Here is a 19859-nt window from a genome sequence, read left to right as displayed (position 1 = left end):
GCCATGGGGCACTACCGGAGCAACCTGCGGGACATCGAGTTCAACCTCTTCGAGGTGCTGGGAGTCGACCGGACCCTTGGCACCGGCCCGTTCGCGGAGATGGACCGCGAGACCGCCCATGAGGTACTGGCCGAGCTGGAGCGGCTCGCGGCCGGCCCGCTGGGCGAGTCGTTCGCGGACGCGGACCGCAACCCGCCCCAGTTCGACCCGGCCACCGGCACCGTGCGGCTGCCCGAGTCGTTCAAGAAGTCCTTCGCCTCCCTGCAGGAGGGCGAGTGGTGGCGGCTGTTCGTCCCCGCGCACCTCGGTGGGCTGGGCGCGCCGCCCACGGTCGCCTGGGCAGCCTCCGAGCTGATCCTCGGCTCGAACCCGGCCGTGTTCATGTACATGGCCGGCCCGACGTTCGCCGGCATCCTCGACCGGCTCGGCACCGACTGGCAGAAGAAGCTCGCCGGCTGGGCGATCGAGCGGCAGTGGGGCGCCACGATGGTGCTCACCGAGCCGGACGCCGGCTCCGATGTCGGCGCGGGCAGGGCCAGGGCCGTCGCGCAGCCGGACGGGACCTGGCACATCGAAGGCGTCAAGCGGTTCATCACCAGCGGCGACTGGGACGTCCCCGAGAACATCTTCCACATGGTGCTGGCCCGGCCCGAGGGCCACGGCCCCGGCACCAAGGGCCTGTCGATGTTCATCGTCCCGAAGTTCATGCCCGACCCGAACACCGGTGCGCCCGGCGATCGCAACGGCGTGTACGTCACCAACGTCGAGCACAAGATGGGCCTGAAGGTCTCGGCGACCTGCGAGCTGAGCTTCGGCGAGCGGGCGCCGGCCGTCGGCTGGCTCGTGGGCGACGTCCACAACGGCATCGCCCAGATGTTCCAGGTGATCGAGCACGCCCGCATGATGGTCGGCACCAAGGCCATCGCCACCCTGTCCACCGGCTACCTCAACGCGCTCGAGTTCGCGCGTACCCGCGTGCAGGGCGCCGACCTCACCCAGGCCTCCGACAAGACCGCGCCGCGGGTGACGATCATCAACCATCCGGATGTCCGACGGATGCTGATGGCGCAGAAGGCCTACGCCGAAGGCATGCGCGCCCTGACCCTCTTCACCGCGTCCTTCCAGGACACGGTGGCCGCGGCCGAGGCCGAGGCGGGTGTTCCGGGCATCCACGACGCCCTGTCCGGCGCCGCCGGGCCGGACGCCGAGCGGGCCGCGCGGATGAACGACCTGCTGCTGCCGATCGTCAAGGGCGTCGGCTCCGAGCGGTCGTACGAGCTGCTGGCCAGCGCCCTGCAGGTCCTCGGCGGGTCCGGCTACCTACAGGACTACCCGATCGAGCAGTACATCCGGGATGCCAAGATCGACACCCTGTATGAGGGCACGACGTCCATCCAGGGGCAGGACCTGTTCTTCCGCAAGATCGTTCGAGACAAGGGCCAGGCGCTCACCGCGCTGCTCATCGACATCCAGACGTTCGCGAAGGGCGACGCGGGCAACGGTGCACTGGCCCGGGAGCGTGACCAGCTCGCCGCGGCGCTCGAGGACGTCCAGTCGATGGTCGGCGGGATGGTCGGGTTCCTGACGACGGCCGCCGACGACAAGCGCGAGGTCTACAAGGTCGGCCTGAACTCCACCCGGCTGCTGATGAGCCTCGGCGATCTGATCATCGGCTGGCTGCTGCTGCGCGGCGCGGAGGTAGCGCTGACGGCGCTCGCCGACTCCCCGGGACCCAGGGACGTGCGGTTCTACCAGGGCAAGGTTGCCGCGGCGAAGTGGTTCGCCGCCAATGTCCTGCCCGAGCTGCACGCTCGCCGCGTGATGCTCGAGTCCACCACCCTCGACCTGATGGATCTCCCCGAGGAGAGTTTCTAGCCGGCAAGCTCGTCGAACTGAGCCGCACGAAGCCCGCCTCCGTACGGCTCAGTTCCGACAGCGGAGCAACCCGGCCCCGCAAGGCTCTGGTTCTGGATCGGGTCTGGTCTTGATTTGGTGACGTTCCAGCGCAAGGTGACCGTGCGGCGCGGAGGCGCGCCTCCGCGGAGGCCTGCCTACGAGCGAAGCGACGTGGCCCCCGCAAGGTTCTGGATCGGGTCTGGTCTTGATTTGGTGACGTTCCAGCGCAAGGTGACCGTGCGGCGCGGAGGCGCGCCTCCGCGGAGGCCCGGCCACGAGCGAAGCGAAGTGGTTGGGCCGCAGCGGAGGTCGCCGTAGCGCCCGTGAGCGGAGGAGGACGGCGCGCGGAGGTCCCTTGGGAGCGAAGCGAGTAAGGGGCCGGAGCGCGCCGCCCGCACGGAGCGAACCAGAAACACTGTTTCCGACTAGGCCTTACCGGGGTACCTGATCCGGCATGGGAATCATGGCAAGCCTCGGGTTCTTCGGGTTCGGCGCGGTCTTGGCGTTCGCCGTCCGCGGCGACACACCAGGTATCGACCTCACGGCGGTCGGTGTCATCGTGATGCTGGTGAGCGTCATCGGCTTCGTGACGGCGCTCTACCGCGAGCGGTGGCGACGGCACGTCTTCGAGGAGTCCATCGAGCAGGGCACGCCTCCGCCGCTTCCGCCCGACGACGGCATCGTCCTCGTCGAGCCGACGGCCCCGCTCGTCGCTCCCGCGCGCGACATCGCCCCGGACATCCGTCACTGACTTTTCGCCGGATCGCGGTGCGCCTGGTCTCGCCGGCCGGCGCACTCCGGAATGAGAACGGTCCTGGGGGACCGGCAGCTCCGTGCGCCTGTCAGCAGGCGCGCGGCGGGGATGCGTGCGCTTTCTTCGCCCCTGGCCGACCTTTTTTCAGGATGTACGGAGAGGCGGGAACGCCTGGTCCAGCTCGTTGCGCATGTCGCGCTTGAGGATGTCGTCGGTCTCCGACGAGGGCTGGCCCTCGAGGAGGAAGCGGGCGACACGCAGGGTGAGATCGACCCGCTCGGCCAGGTTGAGCGCCCCGGTGAAGCGGCCGCCGGTGGTACCCGCGGACGAGGCAGAGGTGAGCACCTTGGCGACGAACTCGTCCGCGGCCAGCAGAGCCTCCACGCGCGTCATGCGGTTCACCCCTTTGTGTCCGGGAAGCCGGAGTCGTGCCGATAGCTGGGCGCGTGCGCCACGGTACCAGGCTGGCCCCGGCGGCCGTTGTTCGCCCCATCTGCGGCCTTTGCTGCTATCTACCACTCTTGGCCATCCTGGAGCCATCCGTTGCGCGACGGCGGGGTGGCGACGCCGGTAGTGATCTATGAGACTCGACGCCCCAGCGCCTCGCCCCAGCGCCTCGCCCCAGCTCCGGATCAGCTCCAGGCGAGCAGGAGCGCTGGGTCGGTGAGCATCGCGGCGATGTCGGCGAGCACGGCGGAGCCCAGCTCGCCGTCGACCAGACGGTGGTCGAAGGAAAGCGCCAGCTGCCCCACGGTGCGGACCGCGAGCTCGCCCTCATGGACCCACGGTGCCGGGCGAACCGCGCCCAGGGCCAGGATCGCGGCCTCGCCGGGGTTCAGCACCGGCGTGCCGGTGTCCACGCCGAACACGCCGATGTTGGTGATGGTGATCGTGCCACCGGTCAGGTCCGCCGGTCTGGCCTGACCGGCCCTGGTCCGCGCGGTCAGGTCGGCCAGCGCGTGGGCCAGCCCCGCCAGGTCGAGCCGGTCGGCGCCGGGAATGTTCGGCACCAGCAGCCCGCGCGGCGACGCCACCGCGATACCGAGGTTGACCGCCTCCGAGACGACGATCTCCGGGTCGCGCCGCTCGTGCTCGACCCAGCTTGTGTTGATCATGGGGTGCCGCCGGACCGCGACGAGGAGGGCGCGCGCGGCGAACAGCAACGGGGTGACCTTCACGTCGGCGAACTCCGGCAGCGCGGCGATCCGGTCGCGCGTGGCCATCGTCTCGGTCAGGTCGGCGGTCAGGAACTCGGTGACGTGCGGCGCGGTGAAAGCGCTGCTGACCATGGCGCGCGCGGTCGCCCGCCGCACGCCGGAGACCGGGACCCGCCAGGTCCTGCTGGCCGCGTCGAACGAGGCCTCGGCCGGTATCCGGCCGACCTGCCCGCCCCCCGCGCCGCCAGTGGCCGCTGCCTCCGGCCGGCCGGCCGGAGGCAGCGCCGACGGGACCGGCGGCTCCCAGGCGGCCGGCTCGGCCAGCCGTCCCGTGCTCTCCCGTCCGGTGCCCTCCGGCACGCCGGTCACCAGGCCTCGGGCCGCGGTCTCGACGTCGGCACGGCTGATCGAGCCGCCGGGACCGGTGCCGGAAAGCCGGCCGAGATCGACGCCCAGGTCACGGGCCAGCCTGCGCACCGGTGGCTTCGCCAACGCCCGATGGCCCCGCTCCACGGTCGCCGATGGGTCCGATGGGGCCGGTGGGGTGCCGGCCTGGGACGCCGGTACCGAGGGAGCCGCGGCCCGCTGCCCACGCCGACGCGCGCGGCCGAGACCAGCTGCTCCGATCGAGGCCCGTGGGCCGTAGCCGACGAGCATCGGCTCGCGCTCCCCGCCGCGGCGGGCCGGCACGTCGCGCACCTCCGACCCCGTCGCGGGCGGCCCCGTGGCCTCCGCCGGCGTCTCACCGGCCCGTTCACCGATGGATCCCACCGCCGGAGCGTGCGCCGGCGGGCCGCCACCGTCCGCGTCCGCCGGCTCGTCATCCTCGATGGTGACCAGCACCGTGCCGACCAGGATCGTCTCGCCCTCGGCGCCGTGCGTCGCGACCAGCCGGCCGGCGAACGGGCTCGGCAGCTCGACCAGCGCCTTCGCGGTCTCCACCTCGGCCAGCGGCTGGTTGACCGTCACCGTGTCACCCGCCGCCACCAGCCAGTGGACGATCTCGGCCTCCGCGAGCCCTTCGCCCAGGTCAGGAAGCCGGAACTCTCGTCGCGCCACCGTTCCCCCCTTCCTCCCCGCGGATTCCTTCCGCGTCGCGTCAGTAGTCGCGTCAGTAGTCGAAGGAGCGGTCGACGGCGTCGAGAATGCGATCGACGTCGGGGAGATAGCTGTCTTCCAGTCGTGACGGCGGGTAGGGAGTGTCGAAGCCGGTGACCCGCAGGACCGGCGCCTCCAGGGAGTAGAAGGCCTGTTCGGTCACCCGGGCCGCCACCTCGGCCGAGAGCGACACGTTCGACGGTGCCTCGTGCGCGACGACCAGCCGCCCGGTCCGGCGTACGGACGCGACCACCGGCTCCAGGTCGAGCGGTGACAGCGAACGCAGGTCGATGACCTCGACCGAGCGTCCGTCCTCCGCCTCCGCGACCAGCGCCGCGTCCAGGCAGGTGCGCACCATCGGCCCGTAGCCGACGAGGGTCACGTCCGTCCCGGGCCGCATCACCCGGCTCGTGAACAGTGGCGCGGGCTTGCCCGGGATCGTGCCGCTGCCGGCCCGGCCCGCGTCGCCGTTCAGGCTGGCGAGGTCGATGGGCTCGACCTCGTCCTTCTCCCAATAGCGCCGCTTCGGTTCCAGAAAGACGATCGGATCATCCGCCGCGACCGCCTGCTGAATCATGACGTGCGCATCGGCCGGATTCGAGCAGGTGACTACCTTCAGCCCGGCGGTGTGGCAGAAGTACGCCTCGGGCGACTCGCTGTGGTGCTCCACCGCCCCGATGCCGCCACCAACCGGGATCCTGATCGTCACCGGCATCCGCACCCGCCCCGCCGACCGGTAGTGCAACTTGGCGAGGTTGCTCACGATCTGGTCGAAGGCCGGGTAGACGAAGCCGTCGAACTGGATCTCGCAGACCGGGCGGAAGCCGCGCATCGCCATCCCGATCGCGGTGCCGATGATCGCCGACTCGGCGAGCGGCGTGTCGATTACCCGTTCCTCACCGAACTGGGCGCGAAGTCCGTCGGTGACCCGGAAGACCCCGCCGAGCTGGCCGACGTCCTCGCCCATGATGACGACCTTCGAGTCGGCCGCCATCGCCGCGCGCAGGCCGCTGTTGAGCGCGCCGGCCAGGGTCAGCGTGGGCACGTTGCCTCCGGTCCTGGGGTCTGTGGGGGCGGCGCGACGGGGCGCACGCCGGCCAGGCTCGCCTCCGGTGTCGACGATGGGCTCGGTGTCGACGAGGCCCGCGACGCCGCGCTCGAGAGCCCCGAGCTCCGTTGCCCCGAGCTCGCTGACCCCGGGGCCGGGTATGCCGGGCCCGGATCCGCCGGGTTCGCCGAGGCCGCGGACGGTGACGCCGAGGAGGACGCCGGGTGGGCGTCGACGACGCCGAGGAAATCGGCGAGGTCGGCGCGTTCGGCCGCCACATGCTCGCTTTCGACGACGGTGACGTGGTCGAACATCGACAGCGGCTCCGGGTCCGGCAGCGCGAGACAACGGCGGCGCAGGTCGGCGGCGACCTGGTCGGCCCGCGCGGCGATGGCGGCGGCGGCCGTGTCGTCCAGGGCGTTCTGGGCCGTCAGATATGCGCGCACTCTGGCCAGCGGGTCGCGCTCGGCCCACCGGGCGACCTCGTCGGCACCCCGGTACCGGGTCGGATCGTCGGCGGTGGTGTGCGCGCCCATCCGGTAGGTGACAGCCTCGATGAGCGTCGGGCCCTCGCCGGCGCGGGCGCGGGCCAGTGCCCACCTGGTCACCGCGAGCGTCGCGAGCACGTCGTTGCCGTCGACCCGTACCCCGGGGAAGCCGTGGCCGGCGGCGCGCTGACTGATCGGGACGCGCGACTGCCGGCTGGTCGGTTCGGAGATCGCGTACTGGTTGTTCTGGCAGAAGAAGACGACGGGTGCGCCGAAGACCGCCGCCCAGCCGAACGCCTCGCTCACGTCGCCCTGGCTGGAGGCGCCGTCGCCGAAATATGTGATCGTCGCGCAGTGGACGGCTTTGCCCTTGGTGGCCTCCGCGGAGTCGCGGCTGACGCCCATGGCGTACCCGGTCGCGTGCAGCGTCTGCGAGCCGACGACGATCGCGTAGAGCGCGAAGCCGTGCTCGTTCGGGTCCCAGCCGCCGTGCGTCGAGCCGCGGAAGAGTCCGAGGACCGCGACCGGGTCGACGCCCCGGCAGTAGGCGACACCGTGCTCGCGGTAGGACGGGAACGCCATGTCGTCCGGCGCGAGTGCCCGGGCGGAGCCGACCTGGGCCGCCTCCTGGCCCCGCAGCGGCGCCCACAGCCCGAGCTCGCCCTGGCGCTGCAGGGCGGTGGCCTCCTCGTCTATGCGGCGGATGATGACCATGTCGGCATACATGTCCAACAGGTCCGCCGAGGTCACATCCGCGACGTGCGCCTCGATGTCCCGCGCGCCGATCTCTGGCCCGGCCGCCGCCACCCTTTGCCCGCTCGGTGTGAGCAGCTGCATCAGCTCCGTCACGTTGGCCAACGATAGACCGCGTGCGCGCGCCGGCAAGCCAGCAATCTGTAATCAGAGCGATTCGAAAGGTGGTAACCACTGCGCCGGCTTGCCTCCTGCCGCTCCCGATGCGGCCTGGCACCGCGCTGGTCGGTCGCCCGATGGGCGCGGCGGCGCGGCTTCGGCGGGCCAGGGCGTGGCTTCGGCGGGCAAAGAGGGCATCAGCGGGTCGCCGGGGGATGCGCACCGGGCGGCTCGGTACGGTGACCGGCGTGAGCGCATCGTCGCAGGCCTCCTCGCCCACGTCCGCGTCCCCGCCGTCCGGTGCCCCCGGCACCGTCGTACCGGTGTCGCGGCCGTTGCTCGATGGCGGGTCACTCGGTCGGGTGGGCATCTGGAGCGGGCAGTTCGACTTCTCGCCGGCCGAGGTCGTCCGCGAGGCCGTGGCCGAGCTCGACGAGCTCGGCTACCCGACGATCTGGACCGGCGAGGTGAAGGGCCGCGAGGTGCTGGTGACGGCCGGGCTGATGCTCGCCGCCACCAGCCGGATCACCGTGGCTACCGGCATCGCGCAGATCCTCGCCCGCAACCCGCTGACCATGGCCGCCGGCCAGTTGGCCCTGGCCGAGGCGTACCCCGGCCGATTCCTGCTCGGCCTCGGCGTCTCACACGCCGAGCTGATGCAGATCCGCGGCGCGCCGTACAGCAAACCGCTCGGCCAGATGACGGCCTATCTCGACGAGATGGACCGGATGGCCGCCGAGCAGTACCGGGCGGTGCCGCCGGATGGCACGCCGATCCGGGTGTTGGCGGCGCTTGGGCCCAAGATGCTGGAGCTCGCCCGCGACCGCGCCGATGGGGCGCACACCTACTTCGTTCCGCCCGAACACACCGCCGCCGCCCGCAAGGCGCTTGGCTCGGGCAAGCTACTCATCCCCGAGCAGGCCTTCGTGCTGGACGCCGACACCGAGCGGGCCCGGGAGCTCGCCCGCCGGCACACCGGCTCCTACCTGCGGCTGCCGAACTACACCAACAACCTGCGCCGCTACGGGTATGGCGACGACGACTTCGCGAACGCCGGCTCCGACCGGCTGGTCGACATGATCGTGCCGCATGGCGGCCCCGAGGTGCTCGCGCGCCGGGTCGCCGAGCATCTCGATGCCGGCGCCGACCAGGTCGCCGTGCAGGTGCTCGACTATGACCGCCGCGGCCTGCCACGCCGCCAGTGGCGCGAGCTCGCCCCCGCGCTGCTCGCGCTCTGACGAGCCACGTCAGGGGCGACCACGTCAGGGGCGACCACTTCGGGGCTGACCCGCGTCGGCGGAAGCCGACTTCGCTGACGACACGCTTCGGTACAGAACGAGAGATTTTACCCCAGGTCGGATGACCCGGCGTGACCGGGGCGCCCGCGCGAGCCGACAGTGTGGCCCCGGTCGCATGTGGCACGTTGGTGCTGCCTACCGTGTCCCTGGCGGGGGCCAGCACGGGGTGGGGTGAACGGTGATGCCGGCACGGCGGAGACCAGGCAGGCTGGACGGGCCAGGCGAGGGCTGGAGCGAGGGCGCGACGAGCCCAGCCGTGGTCGGTGGCCGGCCGGCGGCCGGCGGTCCGGCGGTCGGCGGGCGGGCGTCCGGGGGTCGGGCGTCCGGAGCGCCGGCCGCGCGGATCCCGACCGTCGAGGTACCGAAGGAGAAGCGCTCGATGGCCGTATCCGGGTACCGGTCCACCGGCCGCCGGCGCGGGGCGCCGCGCATCGCGCTGGTGCTTGCCGCGGCGAGCGCGACGCTGATGGGCTGCGGGCTCCTCGGCGGTGGCGACGACGGTTCGTCGAACGGCCCGGTCCAGGCCGGTGTGCTCAACCAGCCGGGCGCCCCCGCCACGACGGCGCCGGCCGCCCCGTCCGTGCCCCCGGGCGGGGCGCAGCGGGCGCCCACGGGCGAGCCGGTGACCCTCGAGTTCGCCGGCGACGTGCACTTCGCCGGCTCGTCGGCGGCCGGGCTCACCTCTCTCGGCCCGATCATCCAGACGCTGACGGCCGCCGACCTCACCGTGCTGAACCTGGAGACGGCGATCACCACCGGCGGCGAGCCGGCCTCGAAGGCGTTTACCTTCCGCGCGCCGCCACAGGCGTTCACGTCGCTGCGCGCCGCGGGCGTCGACGTCGTGAACGTGGCGAACAACCACGGCATGGACTACGGCCCGACCGGCCTTCAGGACACGCTGCGCGCAGCCCAGGCGGCGAAGTTCCCCGTGGTGGGGATCGGGCAGGACGACGTCGAGGCGTTCCAGCCCTACCGGACCGAGATCAAGGGCCAGCGGATCGCCGTGATCGGGGCGACCAGAGTGCTCGACGACGAGCTCGCCGCCGCCTGGACCGCGGGGCCGGGCAAGCCTGGGCTCGCCTCCGCCAAGGACCTTCCCAAGCTGCTGGCGGCGGTACGCGCGGCCCGCGCCGACTCGGACACCGTCGTGGTGTTCCTGCACTGGGGGGTGGAGATGCGCAGCTGCGCGGGTGAGGACCAGACCGGCATCGTGCCCGCCCTGGTGGACGCGGGCGCCGACATCGTCGTCGGCTCGCACGCGCACGTGCTCGAGGGCGGCGGCTGGCATCCGTCGGGTGCCTTCGTCGACTACGGGCTCGGCAACTTCGTCTTCTACGCGTCCGGCGTGAGCGCCACCACGCAGAGCGGCGTACTGCGGCTGACCGTCCAGGGCCGGGCGGTGACCCAGGCCGAGTGGGTGCCGGCCCGCATCGTCAACGGCCTGCCCCGGCTGGCCACCGGGTCCGACGCGCAGGCGATCCTCGCGGCCAAGGGCGGCCTGCAGGGCTGTGCCGGGCTGAACCCCAACCCACCGACCTGGGGTGCCATCCCCGTCACCCCGCAGGGCGGCGGTGCGGCGACCGGCGGTGCGGCTACCGGCGAGGCCGCGGCCGCGGCCACCCCGACCGGGTAGCCGGTCGGGAAGGGCTCGACCGCTTAGTCGGTGGAAAAGGAGCAGTCGGCGGGGGAGGTCCGGCAGTCGGCGCAGCGGCCGTAGATCTCCACGGTGTGCGCGACGTCGGTGAAGCCCTCGGCGGCGGCCACCTGCTCGGTCCAGCGCTCGATTTCGGGGCCCTCGACCTCGACGGCGTGCCCGCACTCGCGGCACACCAGGTGATGGTGGTGCGCCCCCGTCGCGCAGCGGCGGTAGACCGTCTCGCCGTCGTCCAGGCGCAGCACGTCGACCTCGCCGCGGTCGGCGAGCATCTGAAGGTGCCGGTAGACGGTCGTGAGGCCGACCGGCTGGCCGTCGGCGCGCAGCTGGGCGTGCAGCTCCTGCGCGCTGGTGAACGCGTTGGTCGCCGCGAGCGCCGCCGAGACGGCGTCGCCCTGGCGGGTGGACCGCGACGTCGTGCCGCGGCCGGGCAGGCCGCGTCCGGCCGGGACGGCTACGCGGCCGTCCGGCTCGTCGCTGGCGCGATCGCGGTTCGCGGTGGGCACGCCCTCCACTTTCTCATCTCCAGAGCTACGGGGGACCGGGCTGGACGGACCGCGGGGGCAGGCGGTCTCTCCTCGCTTCAACGATATTGACAATGGTTTTCATTTCGACCGCGCACCGTGGCGCGATGGTCGCGTGCGGTGTCGTGATCGCGTCAGTGGGAACCGTTGGGAGGTAAAGGGATCTTCATGTTGCGCACCGTGACGTGCGACGTGCTCGAGGTTGCCCAGGCGGGCCGGCTCTCCGGCGGGCGTTCGTCGCCGCGTCCGGGAGTCGCTCTGACCTGGTCAACGGTTGACGGCCGCGCGCCCTCCACCGGTGGTGGAGGCGGCAACTGGTGCACCCCTACCAAAGGTTGACCTAACTGGCGATATCGTCCGATCCGAAAGCTTCCTCCACCGAGGCGCGGACCCCGGCCCCAACGACGTGGCGCGTGGCCACGTCGAGGGGGTGGGTACGCCGGCCGACGAGGCGTGGTGTGGCGGGGCGACACCGTCGTGTGGCGTCCGGAGGTCAAGGAGGGCAACGGATGGATCGCCCCCGGACGGGGTCGCGGGCGGGCGTGCGCGCCGACGGGGAGCCGAGCCAGATCTGGGTCCGCTTCGCCATCGCCGGTGCCGCTCTCATCGCGGTCGCCGGGGTGCTGACCACCTGCACCGACAGGCGGTCGTCGGGCTCGACCGTCTCTCCCGACAGCGTGTACGCCGCCTCGACGGTAAGTGGTAGCGCCGTCACCCTCTGGTACGACGGGACGCACGACATCCGCCAGCGGACCGCTGACGACGTCGCGGAGATCCGCGCGCGCCTCGACGCGCAGGATGGCGCCGCGCTCCGGCCGGCCTGCACCAGGCTCGCCGACGACGTCACCGAGGGCAGGGCGCTCACGTCCGGTCCGGACACCCTGGCGCAGAACCTCTTCGACGGCGGCCTCGACGGCTACGGCAACGGCGTCACCGCCTGCGGGAACCTCTTCGACGGCACCAAGCTCGCCATCGACGTGCTCCAGGGGGAGATCAGGAAGGGGCTCACGACCGGCGACGAGCAGTGGGCGGCGCTCGCCGCCCGGCTCTCGCTGCCGATGGCCACCGCCGGGGCGGCGACCCCGGCCGAGCCGACGACGGGCGCCCCGCCGGACACGGCGGCGCCGGGCGTGCGCGCCACCACGCCCGCGGCCAGGCCGACGGCGGTCCGCACGACCCCGCGGGCGACCGCGACGAGTACCACGGCCCCGCCCGTCGCCACGACGCCGGCTCCGCCGCCCACGACCACGGCGAGCCCCACCACGTCGGCGCCGCCCACGGGCGCGACCAGCCCCGCGCCGAAGCCGACCTTGCCCACGGTTGGCGGCGTCAACAACTGACCCGTCAGACCCGTCAGACTCGTCAGGCCGGGCGGGACGCACCCGGCCTGAGAGCGTCCCTACGCGGCGAGCGATTACGGAAAGTGGCGACCTGGTGGGGCGAGGGTGAGAACCCTGGGTGAGGCGCGCCGCCGGGAACGTGCGGGTACGGGTATCCCGTCCCCCACTCCGCCGGGGTGGGGGCGCCTGGCGCGGACACCGGGCGTGAATAACCCGTGGACGAGACGCCTACCCTGGATGGCATGGAGTTCACTCAATCCGAGAAACTCGCCGGCGTCTGTTACGACGTCCGAGGCCCCATCCTCGACGAGGCGACCCGGATGGAGGCCGCTGGCGAGCGGATCCTGAAGCTGAACATCGGCAACCCGGCCCCGTTCGGCTTCTCGACCCCGCCCGAGGTTCTCGCGTCCGTGACCGCGAACCTCGCCAGCGCACAGGGTTACAGCGACTCCAAGGGACTGCCGGCGGCACGTGTCGCCATCGCCGAGTACCACCGCCGCAAGGGCCTCGTGGGCATCGGCCCGGACGACGTGTACCTGGGCAACGGCGTCTCCGAAATGATCATGATGTCGTTGCAGGCGCTGCTCAACAACGGCGACGAGGTGCTCCTGCCCGCCCCGGACTACCCGCTGTGGACGGCGGTGGTGAGCCTCTGCGGCGGCAAACCGGTGCACTACCTGTGCGACGAGTCCGCGGGCTGGATGCCCGACCCGGAGCACGTCGCCGCCATGATCACCCCGCGCACCCGGGCCATCGTGCTGATCAACCCGAACAACCCGACCGGCGCCGTCTACGACCGCGCGACGATCGAGTCGCTGGTGGAGCTGGCCCGCCAGCACAACCTGATGGTGTTCTCCGACGAGATCTACGACCGGGTCCTCTACGACGACGCCGAGCACGTCTCGACGGCCGCGCTCGCTCCCGACCTGGTCTGCGTGACGTTCAACGGCCTGTCCAAGGCCTACCTGCTCGCCGGGTTCCGCGCCGGCTGGATGGTCGTCTCCGGTCCTCGGGAGCACGCCTCCAGCTACATCGAGGGCCTGAACATCCTCGCGAACATGCGGCTGTGCGCGAACGTGCCCGGCCAGTACGCGGTCGTGGCGGCCCTGGCGAACGACGAGGGCGCCGGCGGCCTGGTACTGCCCGGCGGCCGGCTGCGCGAGCAGCGGGACACCGTGGTGAAGCTGCTGAACGACATCCCCGGGGTGTCCTGCGTGCCGCCGCGCGGCGCGCTCTACGCGTTCCCGCGGCTTGACCCCGAGGTGTACGCGATCCGCGACGACGAGCGGTTGGTTCTGGACCTGCTGCGGGCGGAGAACATCCTGCTGGTCCAGGGCAGCGGCTTCAACTGGCCGAAGCCCGACCACGTCCGCATCGTCACCCTGCCAAGCGTCGACGACCTCACGACCGCCATCGGCAGTATCGACCGCTTCCTGTCGACCTACCAGCAGATCTGAGCAGGGCTCTGAGCAGAGCACGAGGAGCTCGCGGCGTCGCTGTCCACATGACTGGGCGAGATTTCCACAGCCTTGAGCGTCCTGTGGACAAGACCTGTGGATAACTCGCCTTCAACTGTGGACGCCGGAGCTGGCGACCCGGATGCGTCCCTTCCCGGCGTGGTCGCCGTCGACTCCGCCGAAGTCAGACCATCAGGGTCGACGTCCGCCGATCCCGCCGCCGGCGTCGAGGCGGATCTCGCCGCCGGGGTCGAGCCGGATACGCGGTCGGGCACCCGGCGGGCCCGACCGCGCCGGCGGGCGGTGGACGCCGCCGTGGCGGTGGCGCTCGCCGGGGCCGTCGTCGCCGCGTTGGGCGTGCTGCACGTCCTGCTGGACCGTCCGCTCTGGTACGACGAGATCTGGCGGCCGCACTTCCTCGCCGAGCCGGCGTCGACCTTCTGGCCGGAGCTCGCGCACGCGAACACCCCGTCGGCGCTCGGCTGGGCCGCGCTCATCCGGTTCGTCGGTGACCTGTTCGGCTGGCACGCCTGGGTGCTGCGGGTACCCGAGCTGGTCGCGCTGGTTCTGCTCCCCGCGGCCGTCTACGTCTTCACCCGACGGTTCGCCGGCGTGGTCGCGGCCGGCCTCGCCGGGGCGTCGGTCGGACTGTCCGGGGTGATCGTCGACCTTGGTACCCAGCTCAAGCCATACTCGGTCGAGGCGCTTGCCTCGCTGGCCATCGTCGGGCTGTGGACGGCCGGAGACCCGCGGCCGACGGCACAGTCCCGCGCGGACGACCCGGCCAACGGGAACGGGATCGACGGGGACCGGCACGGGGGCGCTCCGGACGACCAGGGGTTCGCTCCCAGGCCAGGCCGGGCCTTCGCGGCGCGTGCCGCGGCGGGGCTGGTCTCACTGTTCTCGGTGCCGGCCGCGTTCCTGATCATCCCCCTGGCCGCCGTCGACGTGCTGGCGGCCGGCCGTGGGTGGCGACGCCGGCTGGCCGCCGCGCTGACGGCGGCGCCGGCGCTGGCGATCTGCGGGCTGCACACCGCGCTGTTCGTCGGCCACCAGTCCAGCCAACGGGCCAGCCAGTTCTGGGACACCCAGTTCCTCGCCGGCCGTGGCCCGCTCGAGGCGGTCCGGTTCGTCGCGGGCGAGGCGGTCCGGATCCTCGGCGGCGCGCCGGCCGGCGTCGACCGCTACGACCCGAACCTCGTGCACCCGGCGACCGACACCACCTTCGCCGCGGGCTGGCTCATCGCTCCCGCCGCCGGCGTGGCGTTCGTCGTCGGAGCCGTCACGCTCGCGCGCCGCCGAGGAACCCCTGGGCGCCATCTGATCGCCGCCGTGGTGGGCGCGCTGGTGCTGGCGCTGGCGGCCAGCGCCGGCCGTTACTGGCCCTTCGGCGCCAACCGCACGAACCTGTTCCTCGTCCCGTTGCTGGCCGTCGTCATCGCCACGGGAGCCGACCGCGTGGCCGGTCACGTCGCTCGCCCCGCCGGCCGCCGCCTCGCGGCCCGCGGCGGCCTCGGTGGGGCGGCGGCCCTGGCCGGGCGGGTGCTCCTGGCGGCCGCGCTGGCCGTGCTCGCCGTGACGCCGGTGGCGTCCGCGAGCGCGCTGGCGCCGCTGTGGCGGGAGCGCGCCGAGATCCGGCCGGTGGCGCTGATGGTCGACGCGACGACGCTGACCCGCCGGCTCTACCAGCCGGGTGACGTCGTCGTCGTCGGTGGCCGGCTGGCTCGCTCAGGCTGGCTGTACGCGATGGGCGTCAGCGACGACGGGGCCTACCTGCCCGCGCCCCAGATCCTCACGGCCGGGCATACGGGACCCGCGGATCCGGCGGCGGCCCCGGGCGCGCTGGGCGTGCCAGGCGCGCCGGTCCGCGTCGGCCCGCGCCTGCCTGAGGGTTCGACGGTCTTCCTCACCCAGGTCGGCGCCGGCGGGGCACGCGCGGCGTTGGCGGCGCGCCAGGGCCCGTCCCCGAGCCGCGTCCTGCTGTTCGTCCTCGTCTACGACCGTTCGGGCACGCGGGCGGAACTCGCCGATCTGCGCGGCGAGGGCTGGTGCCCGTCGAGCGCCTTCGACTTCCCGAACACGGGAACCCTGCACGTCCTGACGCGCTGCCCGTAGCGGCGAAGGCCCCCCGCGCCTCGCCGCACCGAGGGGGCATGCCCCAAAATCTGCAGCGATGCCCGTAGGCTCCCGGTCTTGTGAGCCCCGTCCTCGCCTCGTCCCGAGCCGGGAACTTCGTCCGGTCTTTGCTGATCATCGGGCTGATGGTGATCATTTTTCGGGAGCTCTACCTGCTGTGGTTCTTCCACACCCCGGCCTGGACGTCCCGGCCTCCGGAGATCAGGTACTGCGGCTCGTACTACGAGCAACGGGAGAATCCACCGGACGTCTCCACGGCCGAGATGAACAGGCTCGCGGGCGGCCGAGTGAAGCAGATCATGCGTTCACCGGTGCTGCGCCCCGTCGCCGCCTACCGTCCCGCGAAGGCCTGCCCGCGCTACGTCTTCGCCAAGGTCGACGACGACCGCTTCGTCGTCTACACCTTCCCCAGCAAGTAGCCGCCTGGCCGCTGAACGCGCAGGCCTGCTTCGGGACCGGGGTTGGGGCCGAAGGTTGTTGCTGGTTCGCTCCGTCCGGGCACGGCGCTCCGGCCCCGTACTCGCTTCGCTCCCACGGGACCTCCGCGCGCCGTCCTCCTCCGCTCACGGGCGCTCCGGCGACCTCGCTGCGGCCCGACCCCGTTCGCGTCGCTCCGGGGCCGGGCCTCCGCGAGGCGCGCCTCCGCGCCCGCACGGTCACCCGCCGCTGAACGTCACCAACCCGCAGCAGGCCCATCTGTAGGGCCACTTCGCTTCGCTCGTGGGTGTCTGGACTGGTGACGGCTAGAGCGCTGCCGTACCGGCCGGTCGGGAGCGAATTCCGCTCCACGAGCGCAGCGAAGTGGCCCCGGGCCCGGTTTTGTGGTCTCGCGCTGTCTGAGCGCAAGGTGACCGCGCTGGCGCGGAGGCGCGCCCCCGCGGAGGCCCGGCCCACGAGCGAAGCGATGTGGGTTGGGCAGCAGCGGAGGTCGCCGGAGGACCCGTGAGCGGAGGAGGACGGCGCGCGGAGGTCCCGTGGGAGCGAAGCGAGTACGGGGCCGGAGCGCGCCGCCCGCACGGAGCGAACCAATGTCACAGCGCGGTGTAGACGCGGGCGTGGATGGACGTGCGCTGCTGCAGCGCGGCTCGTACCGCGCGGTGCAGCCCGTCCTCGAGATAGAGGACCCCCTCCCACTCGACGACATGTGGGAACAGGTCGCCGTAGAAGGTCGAGTCCTCGTCGAGCAGCAGATCCAGCGCGAGAACTCGCTTCGTGGTCACCAGTTGGTCGAGCCGGACCTGGCGGGGCGGGATCTTCGCCCAGTCGCGCTGGCCGAGCCCGTGGTCGGGGTACGGGCGACTGTCCCCGACCAGCTTGAAGATCACCTGAACCTCCTCGCCGTGCCGTCAACCTTCACGCCACGGACCAACTGTCAACACCTCGCCACCCGGACGGCGCCGGGCCGCGTGGCCGCTTGCCAGCCCCCGGGCCGGCCGGCCAGTCCAGCCTAGAATCCTCCGTCCGCGCCCCGGGGCACTACCAGTGTCCGGCCCGTAGTTGCTCGGACATTGAGACACGCGGGCCTTGTTGGCGTCGGGTAGTTGTCAACGCGCCCCGCCGTCGCGGCGGCGATCCTCCCGAGACGCCAGTCACCCCCTGTGTCGCCGATTGGGCTGGTTGGGGCCTCGGCACTCCCGTCCGCACGCCGAGGAAAGGCCTTTGCTTGACGGGAGGAGCGGCGGCTACTTAAGTAAGCCTTACCTGATGACAGGAGGAACTCGATGCCAGCGGAGGAACCGGACGAGGCGACGGTCCGAGACGCGGTCCGCGCGCGCACCGTGCTGGCCGGCGCCCGGCACGCGCTGCTGACCCTGCTGGGACCGCGGGTGCGGGGCTGGACCGGCCTGATCGACGACGGCGGCGAGCCGGTTCTGCTGGTCGGCGCAGACAGCCCGCCCGCGCGTGCCGCCGCTGCCGCCTCGTCGCGCCGCTGCCGCCTCGACATCCCGGGTGCCACGGGCGAGCGGCTCGTGCTGGCCGGGCAGCTGCGGGCGGTGCCGGGCAGCGCCGAGCAGGTGGCCCGCCGGATCGCCGGGCCCGGCCTGACGGTCGAGGTGCCGCCGTGCGGCGACAACGAGCTCGCGGCGGTGGCGCTGTCGGTCGACGAGGTCCTGCTGTGCCTGCCCAGCGCGGCCGAGCCGGGAATGCGCCGGGGATGGCTGCACCGCGTCCACTGGGCGGCCGGGGGTGCCGTGAGCGGCGCGGAGAGCAAGGCGCTCGGCCAGGGCGCCGAGCCGCGGTGGCCATCGACGGCGAACGGTCAGCGGATCGATCTGGCCGCCTACGCGCTCGCCGAGCCGGACCTGATCGCCGCCTATGCGCCCGACCTCGTGGAGCATCTGAACACCGCGCACGCCGACCAGCTGCGCCGGATCGCCGCGCACGGCCAGCTGGTCGCCCGGCCGGTGGCCAGTCCGTCCCGGACGGCCGGCGCGCTCGGCGGCACGGCGGCGGTGACGGAAGGCCTCGGTTCGGCCGCGGGTGCGGGTGCGGCCGGCGCCGTCGGCCTGGGAGGTCTCGCCAACGGGGGCGGCGGAGGCGGCGAGGCCGGGCCGGCGTGGTCCAGGCGGCTCGCGGACCCCATGGACCTGGCCGCCGTCGCCGCGGTCGCGGTCGGCGATCTCGATCGCACCGGCCTGACGCTGTGGCAGGTCGGCCCGGAGGGCGCGGACGAGCTGCGGGTGACCTTCCGCCAGCCACTGACCGAGCCGCGCTCGCTGGGCCTGGAACTTCGCCGCCTGCTTTCCGCCGACTAGCGGGTCCGCCGACTAGCGGGGTCCGCCTACCGACGGGTTCTGGCCGTCCGGGCACCAGCCCGAGTACCCGGCGTCCGCGGGCTCGGTTTGACAGCCGTATCCGAAACGGTTTTCATTACGGGCATGCGCCCTTCAGAGGTCCGGACGCCTGTCCGTCGGTTCGCCGCGCCCCGGAAGCGCCGCCCCAGGGCCCTGGCGGCGGCTGGTGCGCTGCTCGCGCTCGCCACGTCGACGCTGCTCGCTGGCTGCGGCTCGGGGACCGGCGGGGACGGCACCGCCGGCGGCGACGCCCAGGGCGGGAAGCTGCGGGTCGTGGCCACGACCACCCAGGCCGGCGACTTCAGCCGGGCGATCGGTGGCGACCTCGTCAAGGTCACCCAGCTGGTCAAGCCGAACGTCGACCCGCACGACTACGAACCGTCGCCGGCCGACCTGGATGCCATCGCCACGGCCGACGTCCTGGTCACCAACGGCGTCGGCCTGGAGTCCTGGCTGGACGACGCGGTCTCGGCCGCCGGGTTCGAGGGCACCCGGGTGGTGATGGCCGACGGCGTCACCCTGCGCACCGGCACCAGTGACGAGGGCGGCGAGCACGACCCGCACATCTGGCACGACCCGCGCAACGCCAAGATCATGGTGACCGGCGTCGAGCGGGGCCTGGCGCGGGCCGACCCGACGCACACCGGGACCTACCAGGCGAATCTGGCCACCTATTCGGCGGCGCTCGACGGGCTCGACCGCCGCCAGGCCGCCGCGTTCGCGACGGTCCCACCCGACCGTCGGCTGCTGGTCACCAACCACGACGCGTTCGGCTACTACGCGGCCCGCTACGGAATCACCTACGTCGGCTCGATCATCCCGAGCTTCGACACCTCGGCCGAGCTTTCCGGCCGAGCCATCCAGGAGATCGTCGCGAAGATCCGGGCGACCGGGGTCAAGGCGGTGTTCTCGGAGTCATCTCTGCCACCGAAGACCGCCGAGACGATCGGGCATGAGGCCGGTGTCACGGTGGTCGCTGGCGAGGACTCGCTGTACGCCGACTCGCTCGGCCCCGCCGGGTCGGCCGGCGAGACCTACCTGAAGGCCGAGCAGCACAACACCGACGTGATCGTCGGAGCGCTGCGGTGAGGCGGCCGTCGCCACGACCGGTGGCCGCCGCGGCGGCCGCGCGCGGCTTCGCCCACCTCGCGCGGTCGGTCGCGACGCGGACCGACCGTGGCCTTCGGACCGACCGCCCACTGTCGGCCGGCTGCCCACCGCATACCGTGGCCGCCATGAGTTCCGACGCCCGGCCCGCCTCGGTAGCTCCGTCGGGCCCGTCGCTCGTGACGCCGCGGTTCGGGCTGGCCGCGCTCGCCGACCGCGGGGCGCGGCCGGCCGTCGCTGAGCCGGCCGTCGTGG

At 72.7% G+C, this 19859-nt stretch carries 16 protein-coding genes; 10 read left to right on the top strand and 6 right to left on the bottom strand.

Features of this window, described 5'->3' with window-relative positions; translation table 11 throughout:
- The first annotated feature begins 3 nt into the window (after window positions 1-3).
- Window positions 4-1875 (top strand): acyl-CoA dehydrogenase, encoded by a 1872-nt coding sequence (locus FRCN3DRAFT_RS0205745; RefSeq protein WP_007516181.1) that lies wholly within the window; start codon window positions 4-6, stop codon window positions 1873-1875.
- A gap of 475 nt (window positions 1876-2350) precedes the next feature.
- Window positions 2351-2647 carry a hypothetical protein gene (locus FRCN3DRAFT_RS0205740; protein WP_007516180.1) on the top strand — a complete coding sequence of 99 codons (297 nt, stop codon included), beginning with the start codon at window positions 2351-2353 and terminating at the stop codon, window positions 2645-2647.
- Between the two features lie 147 nt (window positions 2648-2794).
- Here FRCN3DRAFT_RS0205740 and FRCN3DRAFT_RS0205735 read toward each other — a convergent pair whose 3' ends face one another.
- The 4 genes from FRCN3DRAFT_RS0205735 to pdhA all read right to left on the bottom strand — a co-directional run bounded on the left by FRCN3DRAFT_RS0205735 (window position 2795) and on the right by pdhA (window position 7290).
- Window positions 2795-3043, bottom strand: a complete 249-nt coding sequence (locus tag FRCN3DRAFT_RS0205735; protein WP_007516179.1) for a hypothetical protein — start codon at window positions 3041-3043, stop codon at window positions 2795-2797.
- Window positions 3044-3282: 239 nt separating this feature from the next.
- Window positions 3283-4866: a dihydrolipoamide acetyltransferase family protein gene (locus tag FRCN3DRAFT_RS0205730; RefSeq protein ID WP_007516178.1), complete on the bottom strand. Its 1584-nt coding sequence runs from the start codon at window positions 4864-4866 to the stop codon at window positions 3283-3285.
- Between the two features lie 52 nt (window positions 4867-4918).
- On the bottom strand, window positions 4919-5950 hold the full coding sequence (locus tag FRCN3DRAFT_RS0205725; RefSeq protein WP_007516177.1) for an alpha-ketoacid dehydrogenase subunit beta: 1032 nt from the start codon (window positions 5948-5950) through the stop codon (window positions 4919-4921).
- Window positions 5938-7290: a pyruvate dehydrogenase (acetyl-transferring) E1 component subunit alpha gene (pdhA, locus tag FRCN3DRAFT_RS42855; RefSeq protein ID WP_084174218.1), complete on the bottom strand. Its 1353-nt coding sequence runs from the start codon at window positions 7288-7290 to the stop codon at window positions 5938-5940. Before pdhA ends, FRCN3DRAFT_RS0205725 begins: the two co-directional genes overlap by 13 nt.
- A 218-nt stretch (window positions 7291-7508) precedes the next feature.
- On the opposite strand from pdhA, the gene FRCN3DRAFT_RS0205715 reads away from it, so the two are divergent.
- Window positions 7509-8531 carry an LLM class F420-dependent oxidoreductase gene (locus tag FRCN3DRAFT_RS0205715; RefSeq protein WP_007516175.1) on the top strand — a complete coding sequence of 341 codons (1023 nt, stop codon included), beginning with the start codon at window positions 7509-7511 and terminating at the stop codon, window positions 8529-8531.
- 439 nt (window positions 8532-8970) lie between these two features.
- The gene (locus FRCN3DRAFT_RS42850) at window positions 8971-10224 is read left to right on the top strand and encodes a CapA family protein (protein ID WP_007516174.1); all 1254 of its coding nucleotides are present in this window, start codon (window positions 8971-8973) and stop codon (window positions 10222-10224) included.
- Between the two features lie 23 nt (window positions 10225-10247).
- Here FRCN3DRAFT_RS42850 and FRCN3DRAFT_RS0205705 read toward each other — a convergent pair whose 3' ends face one another.
- A complete protein-coding gene (locus FRCN3DRAFT_RS0205705) occupies window positions 10248-10760 on the bottom strand; it encodes a Fur family transcriptional regulator (RefSeq protein ID WP_007516173.1) in 513 nt (170 codons plus the stop codon).
- Window positions 10761-11278: 518 nt separating this feature from the next.
- Here FRCN3DRAFT_RS0205705 and FRCN3DRAFT_RS49200 point away from each other — a divergent pair.
- From FRCN3DRAFT_RS49200 to FRCN3DRAFT_RS0205685, 4 genes are all read left to right on the top strand, one after another.
- Window positions 11279-12109, top strand: a complete 831-nt coding sequence (locus tag FRCN3DRAFT_RS49200; protein ID WP_007516172.1) for a hypothetical protein — start codon at window positions 11279-11281, stop codon at window positions 12107-12109.
- A 242-nt stretch (window positions 12110-12351) separates the two neighbouring features.
- Entirely contained in the window at window positions 12352-13566 is a 1215-nt protein-coding gene (locus FRCN3DRAFT_RS0205695; protein ID WP_007516171.1) for a pyridoxal phosphate-dependent aminotransferase, read from the top strand.
- A gap of 117 nt (window positions 13567-13683) precedes the next feature.
- Window positions 13684-15681 carry a hypothetical protein gene (locus tag FRCN3DRAFT_RS0205690; RefSeq protein WP_232793931.1) on the top strand — a complete coding sequence of 666 codons (1998 nt, stop codon included), beginning with the start codon at window positions 13684-13686 and terminating at the stop codon, window positions 15679-15681.
- 80 nt (window positions 15682-15761) lie between these two features.
- Window positions 15762-16121, top strand: a complete 360-nt coding sequence (locus FRCN3DRAFT_RS0205685) for a hypothetical protein (protein ID WP_007516169.1) — start codon at window positions 15762-15764, stop codon at window positions 16119-16121.
- Window positions 16122-16733: 612 nt separating this feature from the next.
- Here the strand turns inward: FRCN3DRAFT_RS0205685 and FRCN3DRAFT_RS0205680 are convergent.
- Entirely contained in the window at window positions 16734-17027 is a 294-nt protein-coding gene (locus FRCN3DRAFT_RS0205680; protein WP_007516168.1) for a type II toxin-antitoxin system VapB family antitoxin, read from the bottom strand.
- Window positions 17028-17423: 396 nt separating this feature from the next.
- Between FRCN3DRAFT_RS0205680 and FRCN3DRAFT_RS0205675 the strand changes: the two genes are divergently transcribed.
- On the top strand, window positions 17424-18458 hold the full coding sequence (locus FRCN3DRAFT_RS0205675; RefSeq protein WP_007516167.1) for a hypothetical protein: 1035 nt from the start codon (window positions 17424-17426) through the stop codon (window positions 18456-18458).
- Window positions 18459-18581: 123 nt separating this feature from the next.
- Window positions 18582-19586, top strand: coding sequence for a metal ABC transporter substrate-binding protein (locus FRCN3DRAFT_RS0205670; protein WP_007516166.1), 1005 nt, complete (start codon window positions 18582-18584; stop codon window positions 19584-19586).
- The last annotated feature ends 273 nt before the right edge of the window (window positions 19587-19859 follow it).

Source organism: Pseudofrankia saprophytica (assembly GCF_000235425.2).
GTDB lineage: Bacteria > Actinomycetota > Actinomycetes > Frankiales > Frankiaceae > Pseudofrankia > Pseudofrankia saprophytica.
This window is presented reverse-complemented; position numbering and strand designations above follow the sequence as displayed.